The following is a 14,659-nucleotide window of genomic DNA, read 5'->3' on the forward strand; positions in this document are numbered from 1 at the left end:
CGTGGGGTCGGGGCGCGGGCAGTGGGCGTGGGGGGCGATCATCGCTGATGGCACCGGCTGGATCAGGCGGCCACCGCGGCGAGGGCCCGGGGGCGGGCGCCGAGGATGTTGATCGACCGGCCGAGGAAGGCGCCGCTGAACAGGCCGAACACGGCACTCGATCCGACGGCGAAGCTCAGGTGGCGGGCGATCTCGGGATGCAGCGCCAGGCTCATGCCGGAGGCGAACTTCAGCGTGAAGATGCCCAGCATCAGGCCCAGCGGCACCCAGCTGCCGGGCACGACGAAACGCTGCGTCGCGTCGTCGAAGCGCGCGTTGCCGGGCCACTTCAGCGCCCGCACCGCGGCGACGCCGCCGGCCAGGCCCAGCACCCAGGCCAGGCCGGCCGCGCTGACCAGGCCGAAAGCGCTGTCCACGCCCCAGGCGCCGAAGCAGAACCACGCCAGCGGCAGGATCATCAGGCGCCGGGCGGTCATCGCGGTGGTCCGGGTCTGCCTCAGGCCCATCACCAGGATGAAGGCGAGGATGCCCCAGACGAAGAGGGGGATGTGGCCGAGGATGTCGAGGAGGGAGGGGTGGTGCATGGCGGGCTCCGGTCGGTTGGGGCGGGGCGCCGAGTCGCTTTGGGGCCCGGCATGGACGCGACTGTCGCGATCTCGCGCCGGCGCGGCCAGCGGGCTGCGACGAAGCGCTCCGACGCGGCGCGAGCGGCGGGCCGGCGGCGCCAAGCGCGGTATTCGGCCCATGCCCCTTCACCCGCGGCGCACCGTTCCGCTCCCGCCCCTCCCGTCCGCGGCTCGGCCGACCCGACCCGACTTGTGCTCGGGCCTCGGGCGCTTCAGTACCAGACCTTCGCCTTCGTCGCCCAGGGCGACTTCGGATACAGCTTGTGCAGCGCCATGTACATCGCCTTGGAGGAGGCGCTGTTGTCCGCGTCGACGCAGCCGCCCCGCGTCGACTGGATGCCCACGTACAGCAGCCAGTCCAGGTCGGCCGGCCGGTCCGGGCGGCGGCTCTCCGCCAGGACCCAGCGGGCGAAGGCGCCGGTGGCGGAGCCGGCGGCCTTCAGGGCGGCGCGCTCGTTGGCCAGTCCGGCGGGCACCGGGAAGTCCGCGGGCAACGGCGGCGCCTCTTCCAGGGCGGCCATCTGTCCATTGGCCGGCCAGCCTTCGCTGGCCTCGTAGGTGTCGTCCAGCCGGCACCATTGGTTTGCCACGGCTTCCCCGGCCGCCGAGGTGCGCGTCAGGCCCTCGGCGGTGACGCCGCCCAGGCCCGACTGCATCTGCGCGGACAGGGCGCGTCCCTGCAGCGACGCTCGCCACAGCGCGGCCCGGCGCGCGGCCGGCGTCTGCGCCCGCAGGTAGGGCGCCACCAGGGCGTCGCCGTTCGGCACGGCGGCGGCCAAGGCCTGGGCGGCCTCGCGCGCCAGGGCGGGCTGGGCGAGCAAGTCCGCCCGCCACCACAGCCCGTAGGCGAGTTGCGCCCGCAGCGGCGGCGCCAGCAGCGGCGACTGGACCGCGCGCAGCAGGTCCGTCAGCGTGAAGCGCTCCGACAGCAGGCGGGCGCCATCGGCGGCCAGCGAGGTCCTGGGTTGCGGCTCCTGGGCGAAGACATAGCGGGCCCAGTTGCCGTACTCGCGCTGAAGCCAGGGCAGCGCCTCTTCCGGCGTGCGCGCCAGCCACAGCGCCTCCTGCGCGATCTGGTTGCGGGCGCTCGGCGTCGGCGCCTGCGCCACCTGACCGGTGACCAGCGGCGTCAGGCGTTCGCGCGCCCCCTGGCTGTCGCCGGCTTCACGCAGCAGGCGCACCTGCTGCCAGCGGATCGTCAGCCAGGCCGGATGCGTGGCGGGAACGCGGTCGGCCGCCGTCATCAGGTCGTGCCGCAGCGCGCGGTCAACGCCGAGCTTCGCGCCGTCGGCGCAAGCCAGCGCCGGCACCAGCCACAGCGCGCGATCCGGCGCGGTGCGCCAACGGGCCACCGCGATGCCGAAGCCCTGAGATCGCGTCGGCCAGGACTCGACGTCAGGTCGGGGCGTCGGCCGCGTCGCCGGGTCCGGCCGCGCGCACGAGGCCATCGTCTCCACCCAGTCGAGGATGGGCAGCTTGCCGCGCTCGGCCACCGGCACCGCCTCGGCCACGAGGCGCCAATCGACGAGTGGCTGCGGTTCCGGGGCGCGGTCCAGGTCGGACAGGGCGCGTGTCAGCCGCGCCAGTTGCCGCGCCGGCTCGAAGCGCGAGCGCGCGATCTGGATCAGCTCGCGCGCGGCACGCTGCTGCACGGTCCAGTCCGGATGGGCGGCGATGTTGGCCGCCAGGGCTTCCATGCGCGGCACCACCACCAGATCGGTGCGGCTCAGGCCCATCGCCGGCCCCAGCGTGGCCAGCCGCAGTTGCGTGCGCATTTCCGCCAGCGCGGCCCAGGCCTGCCAGGCGTGTCCCTCGCGCCGGGCGATGGCGGAGAACAACGAGTCCGCCGCGGGGAAGTCACTGGCATAGAACGCCGCCGCCGCCCGTTGATATCCGCGGGCCTGGCGCCAGTGGCCGGGCTCGGAGTCCGGCAGCGGCTCGATCGGCGGTGGCGGCGGCACCGGGGCCTCGCGGGCCGCCGCGCCGTAGCGCGGGCTGTTCTTGTCGCCGCAATGGCCGAAGACCCGGTCCTGCGTCTCGATCCAGGCGCCCAGTCGTGCCGGCGTGGCGTCGTCGCGGCGGCGCAGCGCGGTCAGCGTGTCGGCGGCGAATTGATAGGCGTCGTCGCCGCAGTTGAGAAAGTCCTGCCAGTCCTTGTTGGGCACGCGCTTCATCCGCACGGGCCGCCAGCGCGGCGCGTCGGTCACCACCGCGCCGCGGGCCGCGAGCCAGGCGGCGATGGCGGGGCGCTTCTCCGCCTCCCAGTCACCGTTGTACTGCGTCCCGTTGTCGCAGCAGCCGCGCTCCAGCGCGTCGGCGGGCACGGCGACCAGCGGACGTCCGGCGTCCGCGCTGGCGATGGCGCGCCAGGCGGGGTACAGCATGACGCGGGAGTAGGTCGGCAGCACGATGCCCAGTTCCCCGCGGCCGAAACGGTCCAGCGGGATCTCGGTGCGGCTGCGCGTCACGAATTCATCGACGACGGAGTTGCCGCTGGCATGCGCGCCGAGCGGCGTCAGCAGCGCGGCGATCACGCCGGCGACGGCGGCCGCGCGCGCCGCGATCGGGGCCGCGGTGGACGTGGCGCGCGCGGCGCCAGGGGTGCCATGCGCGCCGTCGGGGCGTGCGGGATGGTCGGGCAGGCTCATGGTCGGGCGGACATCGAGGGGTGATCGTGGGACGCGTCGTTCGGACGTGCTGGGGCGGTGGACCAGATGCGGGATTCGGCTTCGACCGGCCAGACGGTCGAGGTGCCCGCGGCGAGGTTGAACCAGTAACGCCGGGGCCAGCGCCGTTGCCAGTCGGCGGGCGGCGTCGTCTGGGGCGCGAAGCCGGCGGCCTCGTCGCGGCAGCGGGGGTGCAGCGCCGGGGCGCCGCGTTCCAGCTCGGCCAGCCAGCGCCGCGTGTCGGGGCCGAGCCGGAAGAACATGGGCACCACTTCATCGGCCGCGATCGGCGCGATCCAGGCGGCGCTGCGGCACTGCCAGGCCAGCACCGTGACCGAGAGTCGGCGGTCCGCCGGCAGCGCCGCACGGATGCGCCGCACCAGCGCGTGATAGCTGTCCCGCTGGGAGGGCCGGGCCTCGAAATCGAGTTGCACCCAGCCACTGGTGGAACGCTGGCTGGCGTCCAGCATGCGGGCGACGATCGCCGACTGCTGCGCGTCGTTCAGCGCGACGGTCAGCGTCGGGGCGTCTGGCGGCCGCCGCGGCGGCACGGGCACCGGGTCGACATGGACCACCGGCGTCACCCGGCGGTCCAGCGGCGCCGGCAGGCCGCGCAGGCGCGGGCGCTCGGTGATCGAGGTCGGCGTCAGCTGCATCTGCACGACGGTCACCGCCCAGGCGTTGGCGCTGGCCGGTGGGGACTGGTGGTCCCAGACCCAGGCGATGTCGGCGCCGGCCGTCACCGTCCGCTCAACGGCGACGCTTGGAACCGCCGAGCAGGCTGCCCAGCACGCCGCGGACGATCTCCCGGCCGACCGACGATCCGATGGAGCGCAGCGCCGACTTGGCCGCCGTTTCCGCCAATCCCTCATGGCGCCCGCCGCGCGGGCCGGTGCTGCCGAACAGCACGTCCTTGAGCCCGTCCAGCATGCCGCCCTCGTTCTGCTGGGGGGCTTGGGGCTGAGGCACCGTGCCGCGGCCGGAGCGCAGCGCGCCGTCGGCCTCGTCCGCCAGGGTGCCGCCGGCGTTGCCACCGTTGGCCTGAGGCGCGGGCGCCCGGCCCGCGGCGGCCGGCGTGGCGGCGGCGCGGCCGGTGAGCTTTTCGTAGGCGGACTCGCGGTCGACCTGCTTCTCATAGACGCCGGCCACCAGCGAGCCCGCCATCAGCGCCTGGCGCTGCTCCGGCGAGATCGGTCCGATCTGGCTGCCCGGCGGCAGCACGAAGACGCGTTCGGTGATGCAGGGCCGGCCTTTTTCGTCCAGCAGGCTGATGAGCGCCTCGCCGACGCCCAGCTCGGTGATCGCCATCGCGATGTCCAGCCCGGGCTTGGGGCGCATCGTGTCCGCCGCCGCCTTGACCGCCTTCTGGTCGCGCGGCGTGAACGCCCGCAGCGCGTGCTGCACGCGGTTGCCCAACTGGCCCAGCACCGTGTCCGGGATGTCCAGCGGGTTTTGCGTCACGAAATAGACACCGACGCCCTTGGACCGCACCAGCCGCACGACCAGCTCGATGCGCTCGACCAATGCCGCCGGGGCGTCCTTGAACAGCAGGTGCGCCTCGTCGAAGAAGAAGACGAGCTTGGGCTTGTCCAGGTCGCCGACCTCGGGCAGCGTCTCGAACAGCTCGGACAGCATCCACAGCAGGAAGGTCGCGTACAGGCGCGGCGCCGCCATCAGCTTGTCGGCGGCCAGGATGTTGATCACGCCCAGGCCGTCCGCCGTCTGCATGAAGTCGTGGATGTCGAGCATGGGCTCGCCGAAGAATTTGTCGCCGCCCTGCGCCTCGATCTGCAGCAGGCCGCGCTGGATCGCGCCGACGCTGGCGGCCGAGACGTTGCCGTACTGGGTCGTGAACTGGCTGGCGTTCTCCCCGACATGCTGCAGCATCGCGCGCAGGTCCTTCAGGTCCAGCAGCAACAGGCCGTTGTCGTCCGCGATCTTGAAGACCATCTGCAACACGCCGGCCTGCGTCTCGTTGAGCGCCAGCATGCGCGACAGCAGCAGGGGGCCCATGTCCGAGACCGTCGCGCGCACCGGGTGGCCCTGTTCGCCGAAGACGTCCCACAGCGTGGTGGGGCAGGCCAGCGGGGGCGGCGGCTCGATGCCGCGCTCCTTCAGCACCGCCAGCAGCTTGGCCGACGCGTGCCCGGCCTGGGAGATGCCGGTGAGGTCGCCCTTGACGTCCGCCATGAAGACCGGGACGCCCATGCGGCTGAACGATTCGGCCAGTTTCTGGAGACTGATCGTCTTGCCGGTGCCGGTGGCGCCGGTGATCAGACCGTGGCGATTGGCCAGCGCGGGAAGCAGCTGGCATTCGATGTCGCCGTGGCGGGCCAGCAGGATCGGGTCGGCCATGCGGAGATCTCCAGAGGCAAAAAGCTAAAATCGCAGTCTAACGAAGCAACCACAGCGCCGGACCGGAGTTTTTCTTCCGCGTCGCGTCACAGGAGAACGAGAACATGGCAGGGCATTCCAAATGGGCGAATATCCAGCACCGCAAGGGGCGGCAGGATGAAAAGCGCGGCAAGGTCTGGACCCGCCTGACCCGTGAAATCATCGTCTCCGCGCGCGCCGGCGGTGGCGACATCAACATGAATCCGCGCCTGCGCCTGGCCATCGAGAAGGCCAAGGCCGCGAACATGCCGGCCGACAACATCAAGCGCAACGTCGACAAGGCCACCGGCAACCTGGACGGCGTCACCTACGAGGAAATCCGCTACGAGGGCTACGGCATCGGCGGCGCCGCCGTGATCGTGGACTGCATGACGGACAACCGGGTCCGCACCGTGGCCGAGGTCCGCCACGCGTTCTCCAAGTACGGCGGCAACCTGGGCACCGAGGGCTCGGTGGCGTTCCAGTTCAAGCATTGCGGCCAACTGTTCTTCGCCCCCGGCACGTCCGAGGACAAGGTCATGGAAGTGGCCCTGGAAGCCGGCGCCGAGGACGTCCTCACCGACGACGACGGCGCCATCGAGGTGCTGACCGCGCCGGCCGACTTCGAGGCGGTGAAGAACGCGCTGGAGGCCGCCGGCCTCAAGGCCGAGATCGCCGAGGTGACGATGCGCGCCGAGAACAGCATCGAGCTGGCCGGCGACGACGCCGCCCGCATGCAGAAGCTGCTGGACGTGATCGAGGACCTGGACGATGTCCAGGACGTGTTCCACAACGCGAGCATCGGCGAATGAAAGTCCTCGTCCTCGGAAACGGCGGCCGCGAACACGCGCTGGCCTGGCGCCTCGCCCAGGGCGAGCGCGTCAGCCAGGTCTTCGTGGCCCCCGGCAACGGCGGCACGGCGCGCGACTCCAAGCTCAAGAACGTCCCCATCACCGACGTGAAGGCGCTGGCCGATTTCGCGCAGGAGCAGAAGATCGCGCTGACGGTCGTCGGTCCGGAGGCCTTCCTGGCCGCCGGCGTGGTTGACGAGTTCCGCGCCCGCGGCCTGCGCATCTTCGGACCGACCAAGGCGGCCGCGCAGCTGGAGAGCTCCAAGGCCTTCGCCAAGGCCTTCATGAAGCGCCACGGCATCCCGACCGCCGCCTACGACACCTTCACCGACGCGGCGCTGGCGCATGCCTACGTCGACGCGCAGGGCGCCCCCATCGTCATCAAGGCCGACGGCCTGGCCGCCGGCAAGGGCGTGGTGGTGGCGATGACGCTGGCCGAGGCGCACGAAGCCATCGACTGGATCCTCGCGGACAACAAGCTGGGCGTGGTGCACAACGAGGGCGGCGCGCGCGTCGTCATCGAGCAGTTCCTGGAAGGCGAGGAAGCCAGCTTCATCGTCCTGTGCGACGGCCGGAACGTGCTGCCGCTGGCCACCAGCCAGGACCACAAGCGGCTGCAGGACGGCGACCAGGGGCCCAACACGGGCGGCATGGGCGCCTACTCGCCGGCGCCGGTGGTGACGCCCAACGTGCACGCCAAGGTGATGCACGAGATCGTCATGCCGACCATCCAGGGCATGGCCCGCGACGGCACGCCGTTCACCGGTTTCCTGTATGCCGGTCTGATGATCGACGCGCAGGGCCAGCCGCGCACGGTCGAGTTCAACACCCGCATGGGCGACCCCGAGACGCAGCCGATCATGATGCGTCTGAAGAGCGACCTGTTCGAGGTGCTGATGCACGCGACCGACGGCACGCTGGACCAGGCGGAGCTGCAGTGGGACCGCCGTGCCGCGCTCGGCGTGGTGATGGCCGCCAGCGGTTATCCGCTGTCGCCGCGCAAGGGCGACGCGATCTCGGGCCTGCCCGAGGACGCCGAGGACGCGATGGTCTTCCACGCCGGCACCGCCGAGCAGGACGGCCAACTGGTCACCAGCGGCGGCCGCGTGCTGTGCGTGACCGCGCTGGGCGAGGCCGTGCGCCATGCCCAGCAGCGCGCCTACGAAGCGGCCACCTCGATCCAGTTCGACGGCAAGCAGTACCGCCACGACATCGGTCACCGCGCGATCAAGCGCTGAGCGTCCTTCTCGGCATCCTCCGGCTTCCCTTCGTCGATCTTGAGCTTCGAATCCCCGTCGACCACCGCCGCGCCGCCGTCCTTTCAGGAGGGCGGCGTGCCGGGTCTTGCCCGGCGCCCCGGTCCGCGCCGCTGGACCGGCCCGCTCACGCCGATGATCGGCGGCAGCGCGCTGGCCCGGGCGCTGCTGCGCTGCTTCGGCTGGCGCATCGACTGCCGCGGCCTGCCGGCGCGGCAGGGCGTGGTGATGGTCTATCCGCACACGTCGAACTGGGATTTCCCGATCGGCGTGCTGACCAAGTGGAGCCTGAACTTCGAGCTCAAGTTCTGGGCCAAGGACAGCCTGTTCAGGTCGCCGATCTTCGGCCGGTGGATGCGCGCGATCGGCGGCGTGCCGGTGAACCGCCGCGCCGCCAACGGCATGGTCGGCGAGACGGCGAACCGCATGCGCGAGGCCAAGGCGCGCGACGAGCACTTCTGGCTGATCGTCGCGCCCGAGGGCACGCGTGGATACGTCGATCACTGGAAGTCGGGCGCGTACCACGTGGCCGTGCAGGCGAACGTGCCGGTCGGGCTGGCGTCGTTCGACTACGCGACGAAGACGGTGGTCTTCACCGATTTCGTCGAGGTCAGCGGCGAGCCGGACCGGGATTTCGCGCTGTTCGCCGAGGTGCTGAAGGGCCGCCAGGGGAAACACGCCGACCAGGCCGGCCTGATTCGCCTGAAGGCCGACGGAGAGAAACGATGAATACACAGTTGGTGCGCGACTACCTGCTCGGATTGCAGCAGCGCATCGTCACGACGCTGGAGCGGCTGGACGGTCAGGACTTCATCGTCGACGCCTGGCAGCGCGAACCCGGCGGCCGGCTCGAAGGCGACGGCCTGGTGCGCCTCATCGAGAACGGCGCCGTCTTCGAGCGCGGCGGCGTCAACTTCTCGCATGTGCGGGGCCGCGTGCTGCCGCCGTCGGCGACCGCGCATCGGCCCGAGCTGGCCGGCGCGCCGTTCGAGGCGATGGGCGTGTCGCTGGTGCTGCACCCGCATAACCCGTTCGTGCCGACGGTGCACATGAACGTCCGCATGTTCGCGGCGCTGCCGCCGGACGCCGAGCCGGTCGTGTGGTTCGGCGGCGGCATGGACCTGACGCCGTATTACGGCTTCGAGCGCGACGCGCAGCACTTCCACCGCACCTGCCGCGCGGCGCTGGAGCCGCACGGCCCCGAACTCCATCCGCGCTTCAAGCAGTGGTGCGACGAGTACTTCTATCTGAAGCACCGCAACGAGCCGCGCGGTGTCGGCGGCATCTTCTTCGACGACTACGCCGACGGCGGTTTCGACAACGCGTTCGGCATGCTGCAATCGGTGGGGGACGCCTTCCTGCCCGCCTACGAGCCGATCGTGGAGCGTCGCCACGGCCTGGCCTACGGCGAGCGCGAGCGCGATTTCCAGGCCTATCGCCGTGGGCGGTATGTCGAGTTCAACCTGGTCTTCGACCGTGGCACGCTGTTCGGGCTGCAGTCGGGCGGGCGCACCGAATCGATCCTGATGTCGATGCCGCCGGTCGCGCGCTGGCGCTATGACTGGCAGCCGGAGGACGGCTCGCCCGAAGCCCGGCTCTACAGCGATTTCCTCCGCCCGCGCGACTGGGCGGACGAGACGCCGACCCACCTGTGGTTCTGATGCGGAGCGGGCAGCGGCAGATCGGCTGGTTCGGGGGCTCGTTCGATCCGGTGCATCGCGCGCACCTGGCGCTGGCGTGGGCGGCGCTGGACGGCCTGGTCCTGGACGAGGTGCGCTGGGTCGTGGCCGGCCGGCCGTGGCAGAAGGCCGGGCGGCGGATGGCGCCGGCCGAGGATCGTGCCGCGATGGTGCGATTGATGATCGAGGGCGAGGGCGGCGATCCGCGCTTCGTGCTCGACGATCGCGAGATGAAACGCGCCGGGCCGAGCTACACGCTCGACTCGGTGCGGGAGTACCAGCGGGAGCGTCCGGACGACGCGCTCTGGCTGGTGCTGGGACAGGACCAACTGGACGGCTTCACGAGCTGGCACGGTTGGGAGGAACTGGTCGAGCGCATGGGGCTGGCGGTGGCCGCCCGCGCGCAGGACGAGGTGAAGGCGCCGGCGGCGCTGCTGGACAGGCCGCATCGGCTGGTCCGGCTGGCGATGCCGACGCTGCAATGGTCATCCACCGAGGCCCGCCGTCTGGCGGCCTCGGGTGCTGACGCGAGCCCCGTGGTGGGCGACACGGTGGCGGGTTATATTGCCCGGCACCGTCTCTACAGTGAGAACTGAATGGACATCAAGAAGCTGCAACGTGCCATCGTCGATGGTCTGGAAGATGTGAAGGCGCAGGACATCCTGGTCTTCGACACCGAGCGCCTGTCGCCGCTGTTCGAGCGCGTGATCATCGCCTCGGGCTCCAGCAACCGGCAGACCAAGGCGCTGGCCTCCAGCGTCCGCGAGACCGTCAAGAAGCGTGGCATGCAGGTGATGCGCACCGAGGGCGAGGACAACGGCGAATGGATCATCGTGGACTGCGGCGCCGCCGTCGTGCATGTGATGCAGCCCGCGATCCGCCAGTACTACCACCTGGAAGAGATCTGGGGTGGCAAGCAGGTCAAGATGAAGGTCGCGAGCGGCGAGGTGCGGCTGGTGAAGGCGTCCGAGCCGATGAACGACGACGAGGACGAGGCCCCGGCCAAGCCGAAGAAGTCCGCGGCGAAGAAGGCGGCCGCTGCCGCCGCGCCGGCCGCCAAGAAGGCGCCGAGCCGCGCCACGGGCACGAAGTCGGCCACCGCCAAGGCCACCGGCTCCAAGGCTGCCGGCACCCAGTCGGCCACGGGCAAGACCGTCGGCGCCAAGTCGACCGCGGCGAAGGCCTCGACCGCCGCCAAGCCGGCGGCCAAGCGTCCCGCCGCCAAGCGCGCGGCGAGCGCGCCGGTGGAAACGGTGAAGGTCGGCCTGAAGAAACCGGCGACGAAGAAGGCCGCGCCCAAGGCCGCAGCCAAGCCGGCGACGAAGTCCGCCGCGCGTCCCGCCGCCAAGGCCGCCAAGCCGGCGGCGAAGAAGACCACGGTCAAGACCGGCACCAAGTCCAAGGCCTGATCCCGTGCGTCTGGTGCTGTGCGCGGTCGGCCAGAAGATGCCGGCCTGGGCCGACGAGGCCTATGAGGATTTCGCCAAGCGTTTTCCGCCCGAGATGCGGCTGGAGCTCAAGGCGGTGAAGGCCGAGCCGCGCACCACCGGCAAGACCACCGAGCAGTTGATGGCCGCCGAGGCGCAGCGCCTGGACGCCGCGTGCCCGAAAGGCGCGCGGCGGGTCGTGCTCGACGAGCGCGGAGACCGCGTCACCACTCGGCAGCTCGCGCAGCGGATGGAAGTCTGGCGCGGCGACGGTCGCGACGTGGCGATCTTCATCGGCGGCCCGGACGGGCTGGACGACAGCATCAAGTCGCGCGCCGACGAGAAGCTGCGACTCTCCGACCTGACCTTGCCGCACGCGTTCGTGCGGGTACTGCTGGCCGAGGGGCTGTACCGGGGCTGGTCGGTGATGGAAGGTCATCCCTATCACCGCGAATGAACCGCAGGATCGCGATGCCTGAATCCGCTTCCGTTCCCGCCGCTTCCGACGCTTGCGTTGTTTCCGCTGCCGCCGCCGATGGCGCCGAGTCGGATGCCTTCGTTTACCTCGCGTCGCAGAGTCCGCGTCGCCGCCAGTTGCTGGAGCAGATCGGCATCCGCCACGAATTGCTGCTGCCCGGCGCCGAGGAGGATGCGGAGGCCCTGGAGGCGGTGCTCGACGGCGAGTCGCCCGACGACTACGTGCGCCGCGTCACCGCCGCCAAGCTGCAGGCGGCGCTGCGACGCCGCGAGCGTCGCGGCTTGCCGCCGGCACCCGTGCTGTGCTCCGATACGACGGTGGCGCTGGGGGCGAGCATCCTGGGCAAACCTGACGACGCCGCGCACGCGATGGCGATGCTGGCCAGCCTGTCCGGCCGGGAGCATCGGGTACTGACTGCAGTGGCCGTCGGCCTGCCTGGCGGCGAGCGGCTGAGCGCGGTCAACGTGTCGCGCGTGCGCTTCGCCGAGATCGGCGAAGCCCGCCTGCGCGCCTACGTGGCCTCGGGCGAGCCGATGGGCAAGGCCGGCGCCTACGCGATACAAAGTCAGGCGGCGGCCTGGATCGAGCACATCGACGGCAGTTATTCGGGCATCATGGGGCTGCCGTTGTTCGAGACGGCGCAGTTGCTGAGGCAGGCCGGCTTCGTCGTCTGACATCGCCGGACCGGCGCTTCGGCCACCGATACAAGCGTGCAGGAGAGGACTCGAGCGTTGCCGTCAGCCCCGAGGCTGACGAGAGCGCTGGAGCACAAGAATATGGAAGACATCCTCATCAACTGGACCCCGCAGGAGACGCGGGTGGCCGTCGTCGAGAACGGGGCCGTGCAGGAACTGCACATCGAGCGCACGCTGGAACGCGGCCTCGTCGGCAACGTGTACCTCGGCAAGGTGGCGCGCGTGCTGCCCGGCATGCAGTCCGCCTTCATCGACATCGGGCTGGAGCGCGCGGCCTTCCTGCACGTCGCCGACCTGCACCTCAACGGCAATCACCCGCGCGGCCACCATGGCGACAGCGGGCAGGCCGTGCCCATCGAGCGTCTGCTCTACGAGGGTCAGGCCTTGACGGTGCAAGTGATCAAGGACCCGATCGGCACCAAGGGCGCGCGTTTGTCGACACAGGTGTCGATCGCCGGGCGGCTGTTGGTGCATCTGCCGCAGGACAACCACATCGGCATCTCGCAGAAGATCGGCTCGCCCGAGACGCGCGACGCGCTGCGCGCGCGGATGCAGGCGCTGGTGTCGGCCGGCGTCGAGGACGGCAACACCGGCGGCTTCATCCTGCGGACCAACGCGGAGGAAGCCAGCGACGAGGAACTCGGCGCCGACATCGGTTACCTGCGCAAGACCTGGAACTCGATCCGCGACAAGTCGCTGACGTTGTCGCCCGGCAGCCTGCTGTACCAGGACCTGAGCCTGGTCGAACGCGTGCTGCGCGATCTGGCCAGCGAGCGGACCAACTCGATCCGCATCGACTCCAAGCTGCAGTACGAAGTGGTGCGCCAGTTCGGCGAGAGCTACATGCCGGCCGCGACGGCCAAGCTGGAGCTGTACCGGGGCGAGCGGCCGATCTTCGACCTGAACAACATCGATGCCGAGCTGGTCCGTGCGATGGCGCGGCGCGTCGACCTGAAGTCCGGCGGTTACCTGATCATCGACCAGACCGAGGCGATGACGACGATCGACGTGAACACCGGCGGCTTCGTCGGCGCGCGCAATTTCGACGACACCATCTTCAAGACCAACCTGGAGGCGGCCGGCGCGATCGCGCGCCAGCTGCGGCTGCGTAACCTGGGCGGGATCATCATCGTCGACTTCATCGACATGACCCGCGAGGAGCACAAGACCTCGGTGCTGCAGGAGTTCCGCAAGCAGCTCAACCGCGACCGCACCAAGGTCACGATCGGCGGCTTCACGCAACTGGGGCTGGTGGAACTCACGCGCAAGCGCACGCGGGAGTCGTTGTCACGGATGCTGTGCGAGCCTTGCCCGACCTGCGAGGCGCGGGGGCAGGTGAAGACCGCGCGCAGCATCTGCTACGAGATCATGCGGGAGATCCTGCGCGAGTCGCGGCAGTTCAATCCGAAGGAGTTCCGCGTCGTGGCCGCGGCCAACGTCGTCGAGATGCTGCTCGATGAAGAGAGCCAGCATCTGGCCGGCCTGTCGGACTTCATCGGCAAGCCGATTTCGCTGACGGCAGAGCCGACCAACCAGACCGAGCATTACGACATCGTGCTGATGTGATCGCAGATGTGATCACGCTGATGTCGACGTTTTGGTGTGATCGCGCTGATCTGATCGCGCTGATGCGAGCCGGCCGGTCGCCGTCTCGGCGTGCGCTGGCCTCGATGGCCGGTGGCGTCAGCGCGGTGGCAGCGGCACGGTCTGGGCGGGCGCGGACGCGGGGACGACCTCCCAGAGCTCCGTGCCCGTCTGCGCGAGGGCGAGCCGCACGCGCGGATCGGCCAGGACCTCGCGCAGCTCCGCGCGCAGCCGTTCGGCCAGTCGAGGCGGCATGCGCGGGGGCGCCAGCAGGGCGTTCCACGGCCCGTCACGCAGGTCGCTGAAGAGGGCGGGCGGCGCCGGGGCACGCATCGTGACGGGCAAGGCCTGAGGCGCCGTCAGGGGCGTCAACCGTCGGCCGAACAGCCCGGCCGGCAATACCGTCACGAAGGGGAGTTGTCCGACCCGCGCCAACGGCGTGAAGTTGGCGGCGGTCAGCGTGACCGGCGTGGCTTCGTCGCTGGCGCGGCGCGGCGGTGGGTGGAGCAGGACGTCCGACGTCAGCAGCAGGAGCCGGCCGTCGGCGCGCGCGGTCGATACCCAGCGGGCGGCGGTGTAGCCCTGGCGATCGGGCATGTTCTGGACCTCCACCGGCTCGCCGATCCGTTCGGACCAGCATTGCGCGATCACGCGCGCCACCTGGTCGGGGCCGCTGCCGGCGCTGAACGGGGTCACCAGTGTCAGGCCTTGCCCGACGCCGTCGGGCGGTTCTTCCGCCTGAACACCCTGGCACAGGCTGGCCAGGACCAGCCACGCCAGCGCGATGAGCCATGGCCGCAGGCCATCGGGAATCCGCAGGAGGGAGCACCACGTGGGGCGCTTCGGATATCGCATCGATCAATCCCTGCCCGCTGCACAGTCGGCGGGCGAAACAGGCATTCTCGGCAGCGCTGTCGCGGCCAGCCATGGCAGGAAATGGGGAGCTTCTTCAGATCAGCGCCCGATTTGAGTCGGGCGCTGACTCGCGCGCGGGGGTGGGCGCGCGCCTTGCCCGGGCTTTGCC

At 70.8% G+C, this 14,659-nt stretch carries 14 protein-coding genes; 9 read left to right on the top strand and 5 right to left on the bottom strand.

Features of this window, described 5'->3' with window-relative positions; genetic code table 11:
* Positions 1 to 62: 62 nt before the first annotated feature.
* The 4 genes from CDN99_RS09385 to CDN99_RS09400 form a co-directional block, all read right to left on the bottom strand.
* Positions 63 to 584, bottom strand: a complete 522-nt coding sequence (locus CDN99_RS09385) for a DUF6622 family protein (protein WP_088384593.1) — start codon at positions 582 to 584, stop codon at positions 63 to 65.
* A 254-nt stretch (positions 585 to 838) separates the two neighbouring features.
* Complete coding sequence (locus CDN99_RS09390) at positions 839 to 3,274, bottom strand: hypothetical protein (protein WP_088384594.1); 2,436 nt, start codon at positions 3,272 to 3,274, stop codon at positions 839 to 841.
* A complete protein-coding gene (locus tag CDN99_RS09395) occupies positions 3,271 to 4,035 on the bottom strand; it encodes a hypothetical protein (protein ID WP_088384595.1) in 765 nt (254 codons plus the stop codon). Before CDN99_RS09395 ends, CDN99_RS09390 begins: the two co-directional genes overlap by 4 nt.
* 7 nt (positions 4,036 to 4,042) lie before the next feature.
* The gene (locus CDN99_RS09400) at positions 4,043 to 5,647 is read right to left on the bottom strand and encodes a helicase HerA-like domain-containing protein (protein WP_088384596.1); all 1,605 of its coding nucleotides are present in this window, start codon (positions 5,645 to 5,647) and stop codon (positions 4,043 to 4,045) included.
* 104 nt (positions 5,648 to 5,751) lie between these two features.
* Between CDN99_RS09400 and CDN99_RS09405 the strand changes: the two genes are divergently transcribed.
* The 9 genes from CDN99_RS09405 to rng all read left to right on the top strand — a co-directional run bounded on the left by CDN99_RS09405 (position 5,752) and on the right by rng (position 13,617).
* A complete protein-coding gene (locus CDN99_RS09405; RefSeq protein ID WP_088384597.1) occupies positions 5,752 to 6,477 on the top strand; it encodes a YebC/PmpR family DNA-binding transcriptional regulator in 726 nt (241 codons plus the stop codon).
* The gene (purD, locus tag CDN99_RS09410; protein ID WP_088384598.1) at positions 6,474 to 7,754 is read left to right on the top strand and encodes a phosphoribosylamine--glycine ligase; all 1,281 of its coding nucleotides are present in this window, start codon (positions 6,474 to 6,476) and stop codon (positions 7,752 to 7,754) included. The genes CDN99_RS09405 and purD overlap by 4 nt, the downstream gene beginning before the upstream one ends.
* A gap of 39 nt (positions 7,755 to 7,793) precedes the next feature.
* On the top strand, positions 7,794 to 8,501 hold the full coding sequence (locus CDN99_RS09415) for a 1-acyl-sn-glycerol-3-phosphate acyltransferase (protein WP_202820246.1): 708 nt from the start codon (positions 7,794 to 7,796) through the stop codon (positions 8,499 to 8,501).
* Entirely contained in the window at positions 8,498 to 9,433 is a 936-nt protein-coding gene (gene hemF, locus CDN99_RS09420; RefSeq protein ID WP_088384600.1) for an oxygen-dependent coproporphyrinogen oxidase, read from the top strand. Before CDN99_RS09415 ends, hemF begins: the two co-directional genes overlap by 4 nt.
* Entirely contained in the window at positions 9,433 to 10,047 is a 615-nt protein-coding gene (gene nadD / locus CDN99_RS09425; protein WP_088384601.1) for a nicotinate (nicotinamide) nucleotide adenylyltransferase, read from the top strand. The genes hemF and nadD overlap by 1 nt, the downstream gene beginning before the upstream one ends.
* Positions 10,048 to 10,860 carry a ribosome silencing factor gene (gene rsfS, locus CDN99_RS09430; protein WP_088384602.1) on the top strand — a complete coding sequence of 271 codons (813 nt, stop codon included), beginning with the start codon at positions 10,048 to 10,050 and terminating at the stop codon, positions 10,858 to 10,860.
* A 4-nt stretch (positions 10,861 to 10,864) separates the two neighbouring features.
* Positions 10,865 to 11,335, top strand: a complete 471-nt coding sequence (gene rlmH, locus CDN99_RS09435; RefSeq protein WP_088384603.1) for a 23S rRNA (pseudouridine(1915)-N(3))-methyltransferase RlmH — start codon at positions 10,865 to 10,867, stop codon at positions 11,333 to 11,335.
* A 14-nt stretch (positions 11,336 to 11,349) separates the two neighbouring features.
* Positions 11,350 to 12,030, top strand: coding sequence for a Maf family protein (locus CDN99_RS09440; protein WP_088384836.1), 681 nt, complete (start codon positions 11,350 to 11,352; stop codon positions 12,028 to 12,030).
* Positions 12,031 to 12,132: 102 nt separating this feature from the next.
* Positions 12,133 to 13,617 carry a ribonuclease G gene (gene rng, locus CDN99_RS09445; protein WP_088384604.1) on the top strand — a complete coding sequence of 495 codons (1,485 nt, stop codon included), beginning with the start codon at positions 12,133 to 12,135 and terminating at the stop codon, positions 13,615 to 13,617.
* A 117-nt stretch (positions 13,618 to 13,734) separates the two neighbouring features.
* Here rng and CDN99_RS09450 read toward each other — a convergent pair whose 3' ends face one another.
* Positions 13,735 to 14,490 carry a type 2 periplasmic-binding domain-containing protein gene (locus tag CDN99_RS09450; RefSeq protein WP_088384605.1) on the bottom strand — a complete coding sequence of 252 codons (756 nt, stop codon included), beginning with the start codon at positions 14,488 to 14,490 and terminating at the stop codon, positions 13,735 to 13,737.
* Between the last annotated feature and the right edge of the window lie 169 nt (positions 14,491 to 14,659).

This window comes from Roseateles aquatilis (genome assembly GCF_002205645.1).
Taxonomy (GTDB): domain Bacteria; phylum Pseudomonadota; class Gammaproteobacteria; order Burkholderiales; family Burkholderiaceae_C; genus Roseateles; species Roseateles aquatilis.